Source organism: Gilliamella sp. Bif1-4, assembly GCF_001690535.1.
GTDB lineage: Bacteria > Pseudomonadota > Gammaproteobacteria > Enterobacterales > Orbaceae > Gilliamella > Gilliamella bombi.
In genome coordinates this window covers 20,937-38,723 of record NZ_LZHC01000079.1, presented here as the reverse complement: position 1 = coordinate 38,723, position 17,787 = coordinate 20,937, and the positions used below count along the sequence as shown (strand labels likewise).

Sequence of the window (17,787 nt, the reverse complement as noted above, 5' to 3'; positions counted from 1 at the left end):
GCAATGGCAAAAGCTAGCTTGACTGCGAGAGTGACGGCTCGAGCAGGTACGAAAGTAGGTCATAGTGATCCGGTGGTTCTGAATGGAAGGGCCATCGCTCAACGGATAAAAGGTACTCCGGGGATAACAGGCTGATACCGCCCAAGAGTTCATATCGACGGCGGTGTTTGGCACCTCGATGTCGGCTCATCACATCCTGGGGCTGAAGTAGGTCCCAAGGGTACGGCTGTTCGCCGTTTAAAGTGGTACGCGAGCTGGGTTTAGAACGTCGTGAGACAGTTCGGTCCCTATCTGCCATGGGCGTAGGAAAATTGAGAGGGTTTGCTTCTAGTACGAGAGGACCGAAGTGAACGCACCGCTGGTGTTCGGGTTGTGATGCCAATTGCATTGCCCGGTAGCTACGTGCGGAATAGATAAGTGCTGAAAGCATCTAAGCACGAAACTAGCCTTGAGATGAGTTTTCCCTGAAGAGATTCAGTAAGGTCCGTTTGAGACTAAGACGTAGATAGGTCAGGTGTGTAAGTGTAGTGATACATTGAGCTAACTGATACTAATGAACCGAGAGTCTTAACCTTACAACTCGGAGTTGTTTTGGGTTACGCAGAAGTTATTCCTAGATGAGAAAATCATCGAAAAGAGAATAGAGATTGAAAAAACAGTTTGTTCCGAATTGAGTGATTGTTGTTGATATGAGATAATGGACAGCAATTAAGAAAGAGAGAACAGAATATGTCTGGCGGTAATAGCGCGGTGGTCCCACCTGACCCCATGCCGAACTCAGAAGTGAAACGCCGTAGTGCCGATGGTAGTGTGGGTATTACCCATGTGAGAGTAGGGTGCCGCCAGACTTTTAAATTTAATATATACATACCAAATACGGTGGAGCGGTAGTTCAGTTGGTTAGAATACCTGCCTGTCACGCAGGGGGTCGCGGGTTCGAGCCCCGTCCGTTCCGCCACATTATTTAGGGGCGTAGTTCAATTGGTAGAGCACCGGTCTCCAAAACCGGGTGTTGGGAGTTCGAGACTCTCCGCCCCTGCCACAAAAATGATTCTGTTTTAAATTTAATCATTTAGTCATTTTTGATCGAACAAATAAAAGAATTCTATTTACAGATTAACTTAGTCAATTATAATTCCTGCCCAGATAATATTACAACCTAGAGGATAGAACATGGCTGAGAGTTTTGTAAGTCAACAACGATTTTTTGATAATAAGAATTATCCAAGAGGATTTTCTCGTCACGGAGACTTTACTATTAAAGAAGCTCTTATTTTGGAAAAACATGGGTGTGCTTTTAAAGATCTTGATACAGAGGTTAGAAAACCTACTACAGCAGAAGAAAAATCATTTGTTGCCGTTTGTAAAGGTAAAAAAGAGCCATCAACTGATTTTGAAAAAACTTGGCTAAAATATCTTTCTCGTATAAATAAGCCTAAACGCTTTCATACATTATCAGGCGGGAAGCCTCAAGTTGATACAACTGATGATTTTGTCGATAGTGACGACTAATTTTTTTAACCGATATTTTTGTGTAATTGAATTAATAATCGATCCATAGAACGATAACTTAATGCTTCAGAAATATGTTTTCGTTCTATATTTTCTGACGAATCTAAATCTGCAATTGTACGCGATACTTTTAATATACGATGCCACGCCCTAGCAGAGAGTCCTAATTTAATCAATGCTTGTTCTAAATATTCATTATTTTCATCTGATAATTTGCAATAGCATTGTATTTCATTTGCACTTAACTGACTATTTAATTTATTATTTCTTTTAGACTGAATATTTCTTGCTTGTAAAACTCGCTGTTTTACCGTTTCGGTTGATTCATCGGAAGTCTTTTTTTGACTTAAGGTGCCTTTAGGTAATAAAGGTACTTCAATAGAAATATCAAATCTATCGAGAAATGGTCCTGAAAGTCGATTTAAATAGCGGATTGTTTGTTGGGGTGTTGTTCTATTGTGTGTTCCTTGATAATGTCCTGTAGGGCTTGGATTCATTGCCGCTATTAATTGAAACTTAGCAGGAAATTTTATTTTTGCGTTTGCTCTCGAAATGATAATTTCACCTGACTCAATTGGTTCTCTCAGAGCGTCTAATACTTTTCGGTTAAATTCTGGTAATTCATCTAAAAATAAAACCCCATTATGTGCTAGTGATATTTCTCCAGGTTTAGGTATTGTTCCTCCACCAACTAATGCTGCTGCTGATGCGCTATGGTGAGGTGATCTAAAAGGCCTCTTACGCCAGTTTTTAATTGATCCATTTGGACTAACTAGACTAGTTATTGCTGCACTTTCAAGTGCTTCTTCATCAGATAATTGAGGTAACAGGGATGTTAAACGAGTTGCTAACATAGTTTTACCTGTTCCAGGAGGTCCAATTAATAGTAAATTGTGACCTCCTGCGGCTGCAATTTCTAATGCTCTTTTGGCTTGTTCCTGTCCGATTATATCTTGTAGGCTTGATAAATTATTATCAATATCTTTGTATTCACGATATTGGACTGCTGGCAAGTCAATTTCGTTATATAAATATTGACATAACTCTAATAAGTTATTAGTGATTAAAGTATTGTTTTGGTGAATTAAAGAAATTTCAGATTGATTTTCTGCTGAAATAATTAATGTGCGATTTTTCTTTTTAGAAGAAATAGCTGCTGGAATTGCTCCTTTTACTGCTCTAATATTACCTGAAAGAGCTAATTCTCCCAAAAATTCATAATGTAATAGATTATCTGTTGGAATTTGTTCTGTAGCGGCAAGAATAGCAATAGCTATTGGTAAATCAAAGCGACTTCCTTCTTTTGGAAGATCTGCAGGAGATAAGTTAACAGTTATTTTTTTTGAAGGAAAAGTAAAACCACTATTAATAATGGCACTTCTAACTCGATCTTTAGCTTCTTTAACCGTTGCTTCAGGCAGACCAACTAAAACAAAACCTGGTAACCCGTTACTAATATGAACTTCAACGTTTATCAAAGGTGCTTGTATTCCAATAGATGCTCGAGTATAAATAATTGCAAGTGACATAGTTTCTAATTATCAACATATTGAATTGTACTATTATAGTATTAGAAATAGTGAGCAGACTATTAAAGCCATTTTGATTAATGGGATATGTCACGCAATAAATAATCTGATTTTGCAGTAATTTCAATTTTTTTTGTTTAAAGTTAATTTTGAAATAAATAATGATATAAAAAATAAACAAGTATTACTTAATACAATTGATGGCCCTGTTGGTGTGTCGTAAATAAAAGAAAATATTAGCCCTGTAATCACTGATAACATACCAATTATTATGGCAATTATTGCCATTGCCTCGGGAGTTTTTGAATAATATTTGGCTGTTGCGGCAGGGATGATAAGTAAAGATGTAATAATCAGAGCTCCAACAAATTTCATTGATAGACCTATTGTTAGCGCCAACAGTAGAGTTAAAAGCAATTTTGTTATTTGAACATTAATACTGTGACTAAAAGCTAACTCTTCACTTACAGTAATAAATAAAATGTCATTCCATCGCCAAAGCAATAAGGCACCAATAAATGCTACACAAGTAGTAATTTGATAAAGATCAGAATATGTTACTGATAATAGATCACCAAATAAGTATCCCATTAGATCGATTCGGATATTATTCATTAAACTAATTACAACTAAACCAAGAGATAATGCAGTATGAGCTAAAATACCAAGTAAACTATCAATTGGAAGTTGTTTTTGAGCTTCTAACCAGAGTAACCCTAAGGCCAGTAAAAGAGTTACACAAATGACTGCATAAAATAAATTGATATTCAGTAAAAAACCAAAAGCGATACCAAGTAAAGCAGCATGGGATAGGGTATCACCAAAATAAGACATTCTACGCCAAACAACGAAAGTACCTAAGGGACCAGTTATGCTCGTTAAGCATAAACCAGCTAATAAAGAAGGTAATAGTAGCTCAGTCATTTTTTTTTCCATAACTAGAAATAGCAATTTGCTTATGTTGCTCAATAGTAGAGGTGCAGCAATCATGTTGATGATTATGATGATGTTTATAAACAGCGATTTGTGAAGCTCCATGTCGTCCAAAGAGAGAAATAAACTCAGGATCATTAGATACAATAGCTGGTGTGCCTGAACAACAAATATGATGATTTAAACAAATTACTTCATCTGTTTTTGCCATAACTAGATGAAGATCATGAGAAACCATTAATACACCGCAATTAAACTGTTTTTTTGCATTAACGATTAAATCATATAATAATACTTGGCCATTAACATCCACTCCTTGAGTTGGTTCATCAAGAATCAATAATTGAGGTTGCTTTGCTAAGGCTTGAGCTAATAATACGCGTTGCAATTCCCCACCCGATAATTGATGCATAGATTTATTAATCAAATATTCAGCTTTTACCATTGATAACGTATTAAAAATTTTTTCGGTATTTAACTGTTTATTTAAGTGCATAAAACGTTTAACAGTAATAGGCAGAGTGGTATTTAAATTGATTGATTGTGGTACATAACCAATTGTTAAATTGGTTGAACGCTTAATTGTCCCTGAAGTATATGGAATTAAACCTAAAATGACTTTTACTAGAGTTGATTTACCTGCACCATTGGGGCCAAGTAATGTAATAATTTGATTAAGATGTATTGCTAACGAAACGTCATATAATATTTTTTGATGGTCAATTTCTACTGAAACACTATCAAGAGAAATTAATGGTGTCATATCGTTAAGAGCCCTTGCCTACAATAATGTTATGTTATATTATAACAATTAATGTTTTTATTCTATCATACTTTTAAATATAGGATATATGGTGTGAAAAAATATATTGCACAAAATAGTAAACAATTAATCTGTTCTTTAATGATATTTTGTTCATTAATATTTATGCAAACTATCACTAATTTAGCTAATGCTAAAGTTATTTCGTCTGTAAAGCCCATAGGGTTTATTACTGAAGCCATTGCTTCAGGAGTAACTGATAATGATATTTTACTTCCTGATGGTGCATCTCCCCACACTTATTATTTAAAACCCTCTGATTTAGCAAAACTTAAATCAGCCGAACTTGTGGTTTGGGTCGGTGAAAATATGGAAGCTTTTATGCCAACAATTTTAAAAAATATCGATAAGCAAAAGCAAATTGAATTAATGACTGTACCAGAAATCAAATCGTTACTTAGAACCAGTCATGATGATCACGAAGATGCTCATTCTCATGATGAGGTCAATCAAGATCACCATGGTGAATATGATGAGCATATTTGGCTTTCACCTAAAATTGCTAAGATTATCGCACAATCAATTCATGATAGACTTGTTACTCTTTATCCGGATAAAAGTATATTGATTGATGAAAATTTAAACGAATTCATTACTAAACTCACAGAAACAGAACAAAATATTGCAAAAAAACTAATTACCGTACAAAATAGAGGGTATTTTGTGTTTCATGACGCCTATGGATATTTTGAGACACAGTTCGGATTAAAAAAACTAGGCAGTTTTACTATAAATCCAGCAGTTCAGCCCGGTGTTCAAAAAGTTTATGCTATTCAACAGGAGCTCAAAGAGCACCAAGCAGTATGTGTATTTCGTGAGCCACAGTTTAGCCCTGCAGTTATTGAAAAATTAGTGAGTGGAACAGATGTTAGAATTGGAGAATTGAATCCATTAGGAACGAATATAACACCTTCAAAAGGTGCATATTTACAATTTTTAATAAATTTAACACAGCAACTGTTGGATTGTTTAGATAAAAATTAGTTTTAGTAATAAATAGTTAAGGTTAATTTTGGCAAGAGAAATAAAAACCCTCAGTATTGAAAAAAATAATTTTAAAATTCCCTATTTTTCAATATTGGGCGTTCTTTTTATTGTTATTTTATTTACTTCTCTGTGGCGTCCGCTCAATTTGGATCGAACAATTTATGTTCCTTTAACTCCTCAAGTTGAAACTACTGTAAATGATAATTCCAGCTCTATTGATGGTGATGGAAAAGTCGAGATAGTAAATGGAAAAATGGCTGCCGTTGCTGAATCATCTGATGTTCCTGAAGATGAGATTATTAAAGATGAATTAGATGATATCGTTGATGGTAAAGATAATGCAGTACAATATACTATTGTTCGTGGTGATACTCTGCATGATATTCTAATTCGTTATAATGTCAATAAAAATGATATCTATCAATTAACGACAAAATTTAAGCAACTTGCAAATCTACGAATTGGTCAACAAATTAGTTGGACTACTGATGATAATCATAATTTGCAAACTTTTAGTTGGACAATATCAAGCAATAATATTCGAATCTATGAAAAATCGGGTGATAAATTTGTAGAAAGTTCCGAAACAGCTGAAATCATGCCACAAAATATTGTTATAAAAGGTGACATTAAATCTAGTTTTGTTGCCGATGCTCGAAAAAGTGGGTTAACTAGTAATGAAATAGGTATTATTACTCGCGCTTTACAGTGGCGCTTAGATTTTCGTCGATTACAAGTTGGTGATAAATTTTCAGTTGCTCTAACACGGGAAATGCATGGTAAAAGTAAAAGCTTATCTAATAGTCAGTTGCTAGGTATTCGAATTAAAAATGGAAATAAAGATTATTACGCTATTTTAGCTGATGATGGTAAATATTATGATATTAATGGTAACAGCTTATCGCAGAGTTTTTTCCGTTATCCTCTAGCGAAAAAAGCACGTGTTTCTTCTGGATTTAATCCACGTCGTTTACATCCAGTTACAGGACAAATAGCCCCTCATAATGGTGTTGATTTTGCTGTATCACGTGGCACTCCTGTATTATCAGTTGGTAATGGTGAAGTAGTAATTGCAAAATATAGTGGTTCAGCGGGAAACTATATTGCTATTCGACATGGTCGCCAGTATATGACCACTTATATGCACTTGGATAAAATTTTAGTTAAACCAGGTCAACAAGTTAAGCAAGGCGATAAAATCGGTCTATCAGGAAATACAGGGCGTTCTACTGGACCTCATCTTCACTTTGAATTACATATTAATAACAAGCCAGTTAACCCATTAACGGCAAGCTTACCTATTTCAGAAGGATTAACAGGTAAGTCGAGAAAGGCATTCTTTTCAAAAGCTAAAAGTATTAGCTCTCAACTAAACTTTTAAATTTATATATTTGTTTTTATATTTAAATCTTTACTTACCTGGCCTTTTTAAAAAAGGTGGTCAAGGTGCCCTTAAAAATTATGTTATCATAAGCTAATTATTATTTAATAATAAATGTTAGGTGCAGTTTGAAAACATCAATTAAAACAGAAAAAAAGCGATCTTCTAGAAAGACCAAAAAAAATAAAAAGACTACACATTGGCGACGATTTTTGACATTACTATTTAAGTTATTTCTTGTCTTTGTTGCTGTGGCTATTATTTATGGCGTTTATCTTGATCAACAAATCAAAGAAAGGATTGATGGGAATGTGTGGGATTTACCGGCTGCAGTTTATGGGCAAATTATTGATCTTGAACCTGATAGCGAATATAGCCTAAATGATGTGGTTACAATATTGGTAGGTGTGCAATATCGTCAACAAGATACAAAAGCTACTCGCCCTGGAGAATTTATTGTAAGAAATGGTGCGGTTGAAATTTATCGTCGACCTTTTACTTTTCCTGATGGTGAAGAACAGGCATTTAGAGTCAGAATAACTTTTTATGAAAATCGTATTGATCGTATTACTAATCTAGATTCCGGGCGTGATTTTGGATTGCTTAAGATTGATCCTAAATTAATTACGATGATGCATTCTCCAAATGGTGAGCAAAGGTTGTTTATTCCATTAAAGAAGTTCCCTGATTCATTATTACAAACATTAATTGCAACGGAAGATAAACGTTTTTATGATCATCATGGAATAAGTTTATACTCTATTGGTCGTGCTATTTTTGTTAATTTAACAACTGGCCGTACTGAGGGTGGGAGTACATTAACTCAGCAAACGGTCAAAAACCTTTTTTTAACTAACGAACGTAGTTTAAGTCGTAAAATACGTGAAGCTTACATGGCTCTTATTTTGGATGGACGCTATAGCAAAGAACGTATTTTAGAGCTTTATTTAAATGAAGTTTATTTTGGACAGGCGGGAAGTGAAGAGATTCATGGATTTCCATTAGCAAGTCTTTACTATTTTGGTCGCCCAGTTAATGAACTGACATTAGATCAGCAAGCGGTACTTGTTGGTATGGTAAAAGGAGCTTCATTATATAACCCTTGGACACAACCTCAACAAGTTATTGAACGTCGTAATGTTGTTTTAAAACTTGCTCAGCAGCAAGGCATTATTGATGATGAGTTGTATAATTTATTAAGCCTGCGCCCACTATCAGTTTTGCCCAAAGGTGGTGTAATTTCGCCACAACCAGCATTTATGCAAGTTGTGCGTAGTGAACTCCGAAAACAATTAGGCGATAAAGCAGATCATCTGTCTGGTATGAAGATTTTTACTACCTTTGATCCTGTAGCTCAATCTGCCTCAGAGCAAGCAGTAACTAGTGTAATTGGAAAACTGCGTAAATCAACCAATAAAGAATTACAAACAGCAATGGTTATAGTTAGTCGAGAAACTGGGGAGATCCGTGCAATTATTGGTAGTGCAGAACCTCGTTATCCAGGTTATAATCGTGCTTGGTTAACTCAGCGAGCGATTGGTTCATTAGCTAAACCATCAACTTATTTAACTGCACTTGGGCAACCCGACCATTACCAACTTAATACTTGGCTTGATGATAAACCTTTATCAATAAAGCTTGATGGTAATAGTTATTGGGAACCGAAAAACTATGATCGAAAATTTCGTGATCGTGTTATGTTAGTAGATGCTTTAGCACTTTCGCTTAATGTGCCAACAGTTAATTTAGGAATGGCATTAGGGCTTGATGCAACAAGGAATACTTTACAATCATTAGGTGTATCAACAGACCGTATATCTAATTTACCATCAAGATTACTTGGTGCTTTAGAATTAACACCGTTAGAAACGGCGCAGATGTTTCAAACGATAACTAATAATGGTCAACGATCTCCACTTTCTATTTTAAGATATGTATTGACCGATAAGGGTGAGCTAGTTTATCAAAGCTACCCACAACAGCTTCAGGCTGTATCTCAACAATCGGCTTATTTAACCACTTATGCTATGCAACAAGTTGTTAGCTCGGGAACATCTCGTTCATTAAAAGCTAAATATGGTTCATTTAATTTAGCAGCTAAGACAGGAACAAGTAATGATTCTCGTGATAGCTGGTTTACAGGGATAGATGGTAAAAATGTTGCTGTTGTTTGGATTGGTTTAGATGATCATTCTCCAATGAAATTAACAGGAGCAACTGGCGCCTTAAAAATTTATAGTGAATATTTACAAAATAATCCACCAAAGAAATTAGTATTGCGACTACCTCAAAATATTTTTATGGTACCTATTGATAGTGGTGGGCAGTGGCAATGTGATGGAAGTGGTATTCGTTCTTTACCAGTATGGACAATTAACCCTCATAGCTTATGCTCGACCAATAACCAGCCTACGTCCGTTCAGCAGGCACCAACTTGGGTTACTGACCTATTAAATAACTAAATGGAAATTATATGCCTGAATTACCAGAAGTTGAGACAAGTCGTCGAGGCATTTTGCCGTATTTGAAAGGACAGATTATCGATAAAATTATTGTTCGACAACCTAAATTACGTTGGCCCGTTGATAAGACTATAAGCAATGTGCACGGGCAAGTAATTTTAGATATAAAACGTCGTGCAAAATATTTATTATTACAGTTACCCAATAATTGGATCGTAATTCATCTAGGGATGTCTGGAAGTTTACGTATTTTAAAAAATCCACAAAAAGCAGAAAAACATGATCATATTGATTTAGTTCTAGAAAATGGTGTTACTCTACGTTATACCGATCCTAGGCGTTTTGGATCTTGGCTTTGGGCAAATTCGCTAGACGAAATATCTCAATTACAACATTTGGGACCAGAACCTTTAAGTGACGAATTTTCAGCTGAATATCTATTTGAAAAAGCAAGGAGTCGAAAAGTTCCCATAAAAAGTTGGATTATGGATAATCATATTGTGGTTGGGGTCGGTAATATTTATGCTTCTGAATCGTTATTTATGGCAAAAATCAACCCTACTCGAAAAGTAAACTCCTTACAATTAAACGAATTTGAAAGGCTTGTAGCTGCTATTAAGCAAGTTCTTACTAAATCAATTAAACAAGGAGGAACAACACTCAAGGATTTCCTGCAGTCTAATGGTAAACCTGGATATTTTGCGCAGGAGTTACAAGTTTATGGACGCGAAGGTGAACAATGTCTGATTTGTGGTACAGAAATAAAATCACAAAAAATTGGACAGCGTAATACTTTTTATTGTGAATTTTGCCAAAAATAGAAATACTTATTAAGCCAAAATTATCACTTTTGGCTATTTGTCAAATGGCTTTAACATTTTTAATACATCCCTTCTACCGTTTATATAAAAATATCTTATGAAACTCTTTAAACCTTACCTAAATAGGATTAGTATAAGCAATTAGATTTAGAATAATTATTTTTATTATCACTTTGATTATTATATATAATCAAACAACTAAATGATAAAAATCTTTTTATTTTAAAGACTATAGACTTGTGACTAGATATCGACTATCTTTCTCAGGGGATAATTGTTAATGATTTGTAAAGCTTATATGTGGAATTAATTAGAGGCAGTATATGAATTCCCAAAAGCTTGTTTTTCTATTTTTTATGATTTTATATTTTATTTAACTCTGTGTATCTTATTTTTATTAAGGAATTTAAGATGATCAAATTCGCCTCCCGCTTTTTGGCAACTTGTTTTATTTTACTTTTTACTTCAATGGTTAATTCTGAAGTTAGAATTATTATTACTGATGGAGTAAGCTCAGCTAAACCTATAGCTGTTGCCCCATTTAAATGGACTGGTGGTGGAGAACCGCCACAAGCCGTTGAAGAAATTATTGCTTCTGATTTGCGTAACAGTGGTAAGTTCAATCCTATTGACGTTAATCAAATGCCTCAGAAACCGACAACAGCTTCAGAGGTTACTCCAACTGTATGGAACAAAGTTGGTGTTTCAGCTGTTGTTGTTGGCTCAATACAACCTGATGCGTCAGGAAAATATCTTATAAATTATCAATTAGTCGATACAGTTAATCGACCAGGTACAGTTTTAGCTCAAAATCAATTCTCTATTGAAAAGCGTTGGGTTCGTTATGCAGCTCATACTGCAAGTGATGAAATCTTTGAATCACTAACTGGTATTAAGGGAGCATTTAGAACACGAATTGCTTATGTTGTAAAAATGACTAAAGGGCCGTTTTCGCACGAATTAAGAGTGTCTGATTATGATGGTTATGATCAAATTACTGTTCATCGTTCTAAGGAACCATTAATGTCTCCTGCTTGGTCACCAGATGGAAAAAAAATAGCTTATGTAACTTTTGAAGGGGGGCATTCTTCATTAGTGTTAAAAACTTTGGATAGTGGAGCTGTACAAACAATAGCTTCTTTCCCTCAACATAATGGGGCACCAGCATTTTCTCCAGATGGTAGTAAATTAGCATTTGTTCTATCTAAAGGTGGTAGTTTAAATTTATATATGATGAATTTAAGTAGTAAGAAAATCACTCAAATTACCTCTAGCCGTAGTAATGATACAGAGCCATCTTGGATGCCAGACAATCAAACAATTGTTTACACTTCCGATCAAGCGGGTCGACCTCAGTTATATAGTATTAATACCAATACTGGCGAATCGCAAAGGGTAACTTGGGATAATACGCAAAATCAGAATGCTAAAGTGTCACCTGACGGTTCTTTTATTGCAATGATATCAACTAATAATGGTGAACAGCATATAACTCGGTATGATATGGATACAAAAACTTATCAACGTTTAACTGATACTTTTTTAGATGAAACCCCAAGTATTGCACCAAACGGTACAATGATTATTTATAGTTCATCTCAGGGATTAGGTACAATTTTGAACCTTGTATCTACAGATGGTAATTTCAAAGCAAGGTTGCCAGCAACCGATGGCCAAGTAAAATTCCCTGCATGGTCACCATATTTATAAAGACAGCTTAAAAAAACAACTACATTGCAATTATTAAAATTGTGTAAAGTTTAAGGTCGTTATAATATATTACTCTAATCTTTCAGGTTGGTAACGGGCGTTACTTAGAAATTGGTTAGATATATAAATAGAATTTATTCAAACAACAGGAGTTTATACAATGCAATTTTCTAAATTTCTTAAAGTAGCAGCGGTTGCTTTACCATTAATCGCTGTAACAGCTTGCTCATCTAATAGCAGCCATAACGTGAGTGGTAATTTAAACGGTGCTTTATCAAAAGAAGCTTTAGAGCAACTTCAAAAATTACAACAAATTAATACAGTCTATTTTGACTTTGATAAATATAATGTTAGATCTGAGTATGCAACATTATTAAATGCACATGCTGAATTTATTCGTACAAATAACATAAAAGTTGTTATTGAAGGTCATGCTGATGAACGCGGTACTCCAGAATACAATATCGCATTAGGTGAACGTCGTGCTGCTGCAGTTAAATCATATTTACAAGGTAACGGTGCTTCTGCAAGTCAAATGGAAATCGTTTCTTATGGTAAAGAAAAACCTGCTGTGTTAGGTCATGATGAAGAAGCGTATGCTAAAAATCGTCGTGCAGTAGTAACCTATGTAGGATACTAATAACATCTTATAGCGGCTGATTATTCAGCCGTTTTTAATTTTAAGTTTACATTGAGTCTTATATAATATGCATAAAAAAATACTCACATTACTTTTATTTCTTTTATTTACTGGTTGTGCAGCAAGTAGTTCCGGCATTGATCAAACGGTTCAAGCACAGGGACAGTTATTGATTGAAAATCAACAAAAAATTAGCGAGTTGCAAGCAGATGTAGATACTCTTCGCGGTCAGTTAGAAGAGACAAAATATCAACTTAATCAGATAATTGAACGCCAGAAAATGATTCTTCAACAAATGGCTAATAGTCCTGGATTTTCTTCAAATCCCAATTTTGATTTACAAGAAGAAGGATATGGTTCAAAAACATCTTCAGAACCTACTTTGTCCAAATCTTCATCAGATTTATCTGGATGGGTAACTACTGGTGATGATAAAGCGGATTATAATTTTATAATCCGATTTGTTAATGACGTCAAGCAAAATAACGAGGTTATTGATGCCTTTAAAAAACATCTGAAATCTTATCCAAAGTCTAGTTATCGAGCTAATGTTAACTATTGGCTAGGTCAGCTTTTATATAAACAAAGCAACAAAAATGATGCTTCATTTTATTATGCTACTGTGGTAAAAGATTTTCCGTCTTCTTCCAAAGCTGCTGATAGTCTTTATAAAGTGGGGTTAATTTTACTTGATAAAGGAGATACCAAAAAAGCTAAAACTGTTTTTCAACAAGTAGTGAATAAATACCCAAAAGATAAGAATGCGGTAGTGCTTGCTAATAAAAAATTAGCGTCACTAAAATGAAATGTATAAATAATCAGCGATTAGAAAAATTTAGCAATAAAGTGGTTGCGTAATAATACAATTATAAGTATTATAGTACCCCGAAATTACTTATCGTTTCAGCTATTAATCGCATAGCAGTTCTTATCAAATGGGTCGTTAGCTCAGTCGGTAGAGCAGCGGACTTTTAATCCGTTGGTCGAGCGTTCGAATCGCTCACGACCCACCATTATTGATTTTTAAAATTTAACCAGTCGAATTTTCCCAATTAGAGCAAGCAACGAATTCTATAAGTTTTTTAGGAAAATGGCCTTAGCAAACATAATATTGATAGATATTTTACGATAACTTCCTTTTTATATTGAATTAATAATATCAGCTGCGCCCAAATAAGAAAGAATTCTCTCTAGATTTTATAACAAATGTATCTACATTGTTAGTGATCTGGCGAAATAATTCAACTTCGAAAAATTGAAGATCAGATGTTTTCCATTATATGCTCGAATCGAGCAATTTTTTCTATTTGAAGTAAGAATAATTTTATGCTTCTTAGGGGGGAATATTTGAACAAAAAGGTATAAAAATGTTTTTATAATATAATTTGTAGGAAAACTCCGAGTTGTTTACACTTCATGATTAAAATAATCCTCTAAAAACTCATAAGGCGTTTAAGTTTTTGTTTTCTATCTTTTAAATCGTTAAATATTTGCTGATTATGCCACATCTCAATTCAAAGTTCGTATCAGCCTTTCGGCTTTCCCATTCGTTTGTTGGCAGGCGGTTTTAGTGAATTTTTTATTAATATGATGGTTGTTACACGTTTTAACAAATAGGTGTTCACTTGTGATCCTCGCCAAAAAAGTGGACAGAAGTCGCCTCTATGATATAAATACAAATCATAGGAGACAAATATCATGGTCAGAAAATTTAGTGTTGAATTCAAACAACAATCAGTTGATTATGCGTTATCTAATGCACACCTTTCTATCAGCGAACTTGCCAACCATCTAGGCGTGAGTAAATCAACCCTAGATAAATGGATTAGGTAACTTTCCCCGAATAAAACCAGTCGTCGAGAGTTAACGGCTGAGCAACAACGGATTATGGCGTTAGAAAAAGAGATTAAAGAACTGAAAATGGCCAATGATACACTAAAAAAGGCGCATGTGTACTTCATCAACAATCCAAGTCGGTGAAGTACGCTTATATGAAAAATCATTTAACCTGCTATCCGTTACTAGGATATGCTCATTACTTGGTGTCAGTTCATCGGGTTATTATGCTTGGTTAAAAAGAGCAAACTGGATAGGCTACACTAATTAGTACCAGTTTTATAAGGTCATTGTTATGATAAACTAAAAATAAAAGAAGGTAACAACAATGGCAATTGATTTAGTGCGAAGAGCAAAACGTAGCTTTACTAACGAATTCAAAAAACAAATGGTCATGCTATATCAAAATGGTAAAAAACGTGCAGATATCGTCGCAGAGTATGACCTCACCAAATCAGCATTAGATAAGTGGATAACGCAGTACCAAACTACCGGCTCATTCATCGCAAAAGATAATCGTCGAACTGAAGAGAACGAACTTATCGCGCTACGCAAAGAGAATAAACGTTTGTTAATGGAGAATGATATCCTAAAGCAAGCGGCGTTGATAATGAGAAGAAAATCGAGTTAATTTTACATAATAAGCATCGATACAGTTTACGTGCATTATGTCGATGTTTAAATGTAACCCGAAATCGTTTCTATTATCAACGGCAATTGATGCAGCAACCACAAGCTATATCGCTGAGTGAAATAGTGGGTGAAATTTTTAATAATAATTATCGTGCTTATGGCACAAGGCGTCTGCAAGCAGAGCTGAGAAGGCAAGGCATAACCGTATCTCGACGCCGAATAGCTCGAATCATGGCGAAAAATGGCTGGGTATTCGAAATACACCTGTAAAAAATATTGTATTCAGACAGAAAAAAGCAATGAATCGGCGGTGGGGAATGAACTTAATCGAGAATTTGATATAGGTCAACCACGAAAGATATTGGTGACCGATTTAACCTATGTAAGGGTTAAACAACGTTGGCACTACCTTTGTGTAATTGTTGCTATCAGTAATCGAGAAATAGTAGGACGAAGTGCTGGAAGGTATAAAACAGCAGCACTGGTGATGCAAGCTATGAGTCAAATTCCAATGAACTTACAGACGATTGAGTTGTTTCATTCTGATAGAGGAAAAGAGTTTGATAATCATTTGATTGATGAATGTTTAACAGCATTTGGAATTAAACGGTCGTTAAGTCGCAAAGGCGGTCCCTCTGATAACGCAATTGTAGAAAGCACATTTAAAGCAGTAAAAACAGAATTTGTGTCAAATACTATTTTTGATTCACTGGCGCAACTTAAATTGGAATTTAATCACTATGTGGATTGGTTTAATTATAATCGACTTCATTCAACATTAAATTACCAGTCGCCGATTGAATACAAAAGAAATCGATGACCTTATCTTTTTGGTACTAAAAAGTGTGGACATACCAATATTGCGGGCAGCTTTCCTGCAGGTAGAATAACTCATTATCAGGACCAGCTAGCTCAATACCATGGTTATCCGTTAAAAATACAGATCGATAATGGAGTGGAATCTTTACCCATTGGGTAAAATACATACTGTATGACCATTGATTTATATTGAGCCATGTAGCCCCTATCAAAACGGTTATATTGAACGATTTAATAGTGCCTATCGTGCAGAATTATTGGATTTATATCTATTTAATAATCTAGAGAAACAAGGATAGTAATTGAAGAATGGTTAGCTATCTATAACAGTGAAAGACTTCATGTTGAATATAATATACGAAAACAAGCAGCATGATTTTCTAAATATTTTTTTCAAAGATTGAACTACTCAATAAGCGATAACGCGATCTTTATTCGGATTTATTGGTGATTGCGCTATAATGGCACTAATTTTTTTAATTAGTAAAGTTAGAAGAGCAATGGCGTTAAAAATAACCAATAAATGTATTAATTGTGACATGTGTGAGCCAGAGTGTCCAAATGGGGCAATCTCAATGGGGTTTGATACTTATGAAATTGATCCCAATAAATGTACGGAATGTATCGGTTATTATGATCATTCGACTTGTCAGCGAGTTTGCCCTATTCAAAATGCCATCATTGCTGATCCTGAACATATTGAAACAAAAGAAGAGTTATTAGTAAAATTTGAGGGACTTAAGACTTCTTAAATCAGGTTGACTTAATGTCAATTCGAAGTTCTTTTGGAATTTCAAAAGTGATATTTTCTAAAATGCCATCTGTTTCAATAAGCGATGTGCAACCTAAGCTTTTTAAATGATCAATCACCTGTTGTACTAAAATCTCAGGCGCAGAAGCACCTGCTGTTACGCCGATTGTATGTGCGTTTATTAACCACTCTTTTTGGATGTCAGATGCAAAATCAATTAAATAAGCTTGTTTGCTGTTTCGCCTTGCTAGCTCGGCTAGGCGATTTGAATTAGACGAATTTTTAGAACCTACGACTAAAACAATGTCTGCGCGTGATGATAACTGTTTCACTGCTTGCTGGCGATTGGTTGTGGCATAGCAGATATCATTTTTGCGTGGGCTGCGAATATTAGGAAAACGTTTTTTTAAAGCATCTATAATTTGAGCCGTATCATCAACGGATAAAGTTGTTTGAGTGGTAAAGCAAAGATTATTTTCGTTTTTTACCTGTAGCTTTTTTACATCATCAATTGATTCGATTAAATAAATGCCACCTTCGGGATTGTTATATTGTCCCATTGTACCATCTACTTCAATATGCCCAGCATGGCCGATTAAAATAACCTCTTCACCACGATAACTAGATCTAGCCACTTCCATATGCACTTTGGTTACAAGTGGGCAAGTGGCATCAAAAACACGGAGTTTACGTTGTTTGGCCTCCTCACGGATAGCTTTAGATACTCCATGCGCTGAAAAGATAAGAATCGTGTTATCGGGTACTTCGCTAATATCTTCAATAAAAATTGCCCCTAATTCTTTTAGGCGATTAACGACATAGCGATTGTGTACTACTTCATGACGGACATAAACTGGTGCGCCAAACAATTCTAGTGCACGTTCAACAATTGTGATAGCACGATCAACACCAGCGCAAAAACCGCGAGGATTGGCCAAAATAATTTGCAT

General features: G+C 34.9%; 16 protein-coding genes, 3 tRNA genes, 2 rRNA genes and 1 pseudogene. 18 read left to right on the top strand and 4 right to left on the bottom strand.

The features are described from left to right. From A9G25_RS11800 to A9G25_RS11780, 5 genes are all read left to right on the top strand, one after another. Positions 1-575: ribosomal RNA gene (locus A9G25_RS11800) — 23S ribosomal RNA — on the top strand; the annotation flags it as partial. Between the two features lie 157 nt (positions 576-732). Next, positions 733-848, top strand: a 5S ribosomal RNA gene (gene rrf, locus A9G25_RS11795). 33 nt (positions 849-881) lie between these two features. Further along, positions 882-958: transfer RNA gene (locus A9G25_RS11790), tRNA-Asp, on the top strand. Positions 959-966: 8 nt separating this feature from the next. Next, positions 967-1,042: transfer RNA gene (locus tag A9G25_RS11785), tRNA-Trp, on the top strand. A 131-nt stretch (positions 1,043-1,173) separates the two neighbouring features. Beyond that, on the top strand, positions 1,174-1,512 hold the full coding sequence (locus A9G25_RS11780; protein ID WP_034914792.1) for a DUF413 domain-containing protein: 339 nt from the start codon (positions 1,174-1,176) through the stop codon (positions 1,510-1,512). Between the two features lie 5 nt (positions 1,513-1,517). Here the strand turns inward: A9G25_RS11780 and A9G25_RS11775 are convergent, their stop codons facing one another. From A9G25_RS11775 to znuC, 3 genes are all read right to left on the bottom strand, one after another. After that, on the bottom strand, positions 1,518-3,041 hold the full coding sequence (locus A9G25_RS11775; RefSeq protein WP_065627058.1) for a YifB family Mg chelatase-like AAA ATPase: 1,524 nt from the start codon (positions 3,039-3,041) through the stop codon (positions 1,518-1,520). Positions 3,042-3,164: 123 nt separating this feature from the next. After that, positions 3,165-3,965 carry a zinc ABC transporter permease subunit ZnuB gene (gene znuB / locus A9G25_RS11770; protein ID WP_065627057.1) on the bottom strand — a complete coding sequence of 267 codons (801 nt, stop codon included), beginning with the start codon at positions 3,963-3,965 and terminating at the stop codon, positions 3,165-3,167. Then, entirely contained in the window at positions 3,958-4,737 is a 780-nt protein-coding gene (gene znuC, locus A9G25_RS11765; RefSeq protein WP_065627056.1) for a zinc ABC transporter ATP-binding protein ZnuC, read from the bottom strand. The genes znuB and znuC overlap by 8 nt, the downstream gene beginning before the upstream one ends. Before the next feature lie 93 nt (positions 4,738-4,830). On the opposite strand from znuC, the gene znuA reads away from it, so the two are divergent. The 13 genes and pseudogenes from znuA (at position 4,831) to A9G25_RS11705 (ending at position 16,838) form a co-directional block, all read left to right on the top strand. Continuing rightward, positions 4,831-5,781 (top strand): zinc ABC transporter substrate-binding protein ZnuA, encoded by a 951-nt coding sequence (gene znuA / locus A9G25_RS11760; RefSeq protein ID WP_218057622.1) that lies wholly within the window; start codon positions 4,831-4,833, stop codon positions 5,779-5,781. Between the two features lie 28 nt (positions 5,782-5,809). Then, a complete protein-coding gene (gene mepM, locus A9G25_RS11755; RefSeq protein ID WP_065627055.1) occupies positions 5,810-7,165 on the top strand; it encodes a murein DD-endopeptidase MepM in 1,356 nt (451 codons plus the stop codon). A gap of 128 nt (positions 7,166-7,293) precedes the next feature. Then, positions 7,294-9,627: a bifunctional glycosyl transferase/transpeptidase gene (gene mrcB, locus A9G25_RS11750; RefSeq protein ID WP_065627054.1), complete on the top strand. Its 2,334-nt coding sequence runs from the start codon at positions 7,294-7,296 to the stop codon at positions 9,625-9,627. Between the two features lie 11 nt (positions 9,628-9,638). Next, on the top strand, positions 9,639-10,448 hold the full coding sequence (gene mutM, locus A9G25_RS11745) for a bifunctional DNA-formamidopyrimidine glycosylase/DNA-(apurinic or apyrimidinic site) lyase (RefSeq protein WP_065627053.1): 810 nt from the start codon (positions 9,639-9,641) through the stop codon (positions 10,446-10,448). A 414-nt stretch (positions 10,449-10,862) separates the two neighbouring features. After that, the gene (gene tolB / locus A9G25_RS11740; RefSeq protein WP_065627062.1) at positions 10,863-12,158 is read left to right on the top strand and encodes a Tol-Pal system beta propeller repeat protein TolB; all 1,296 of its coding nucleotides are present in this window, start codon (positions 10,863-10,865) and stop codon (positions 12,156-12,158) included. 160 nt (positions 12,159-12,318) lie between these two features. Next, positions 12,319-12,798, top strand: coding sequence for a peptidoglycan-associated lipoprotein Pal (gene pal, locus A9G25_RS11735; protein WP_065590722.1), 480 nt, complete (start codon positions 12,319-12,321; stop codon positions 12,796-12,798). Between the two features lie 67 nt (positions 12,799-12,865). Then, on the top strand, positions 12,866-13,603 hold the full coding sequence (gene ybgF, locus A9G25_RS11730; RefSeq protein ID WP_065627052.1) for a tol-pal system protein YbgF: 738 nt from the start codon (positions 12,866-12,868) through the stop codon (positions 13,601-13,603). Between the two features lie 132 nt (positions 13,604-13,735). Further along, positions 13,736-13,811, top strand: a tRNA-Lys gene (locus A9G25_RS11725). A 685-nt stretch (positions 13,812-14,496) separates the two neighbouring features. After that, a complete protein-coding gene (locus tag A9G25_RS11720) occupies positions 14,497-14,631 on the top strand; it encodes a transposase (protein WP_065627051.1) in 135 nt (44 codons plus the stop codon). A gap of 115 nt (positions 14,632-14,746) precedes the next feature. Continuing rightward, the gene (locus tag A9G25_RS12930) at positions 14,747-14,905 is read left to right on the top strand and encodes a hypothetical protein (RefSeq protein ID WP_176701132.1); all 159 of its coding nucleotides are present in this window, start codon (positions 14,747-14,749) and stop codon (positions 14,903-14,905) included. 57 nt (positions 14,906-14,962) lie between these two features. After that, positions 14,963-16,087, top strand: a pseudogene (locus A9G25_RS11710) (IS3 family transposase). A gap of 178 nt (positions 16,088-16,265) precedes the next feature. Further along, entirely contained in the window at positions 16,266-16,385 is a 120-nt protein-coding gene (locus A9G25_RS12470; RefSeq protein WP_081297257.1) for an integrase core domain-containing protein, read from the top strand. Positions 16,386-16,586: 201 nt separating this feature from the next. Next, positions 16,587-16,838: a YfhL family 4Fe-4S dicluster ferredoxin gene (locus A9G25_RS11705; RefSeq protein ID WP_065627060.1), complete on the top strand. Its 252-nt coding sequence runs from the start codon at positions 16,587-16,589 to the stop codon at positions 16,836-16,838. 1 nt (position 16,839) lies between these two features. Here A9G25_RS11705 and ispH read toward each other — a convergent pair whose 3' ends face one another. Then, positions 16,840-17,787 (bottom strand): 4-hydroxy-3-methylbut-2-enyl diphosphate reductase, encoded by a 948-nt coding sequence (gene ispH, locus A9G25_RS11700; protein ID WP_065627050.1) that lies wholly within the window; start codon positions 17,785-17,787, stop codon positions 16,840-16,842.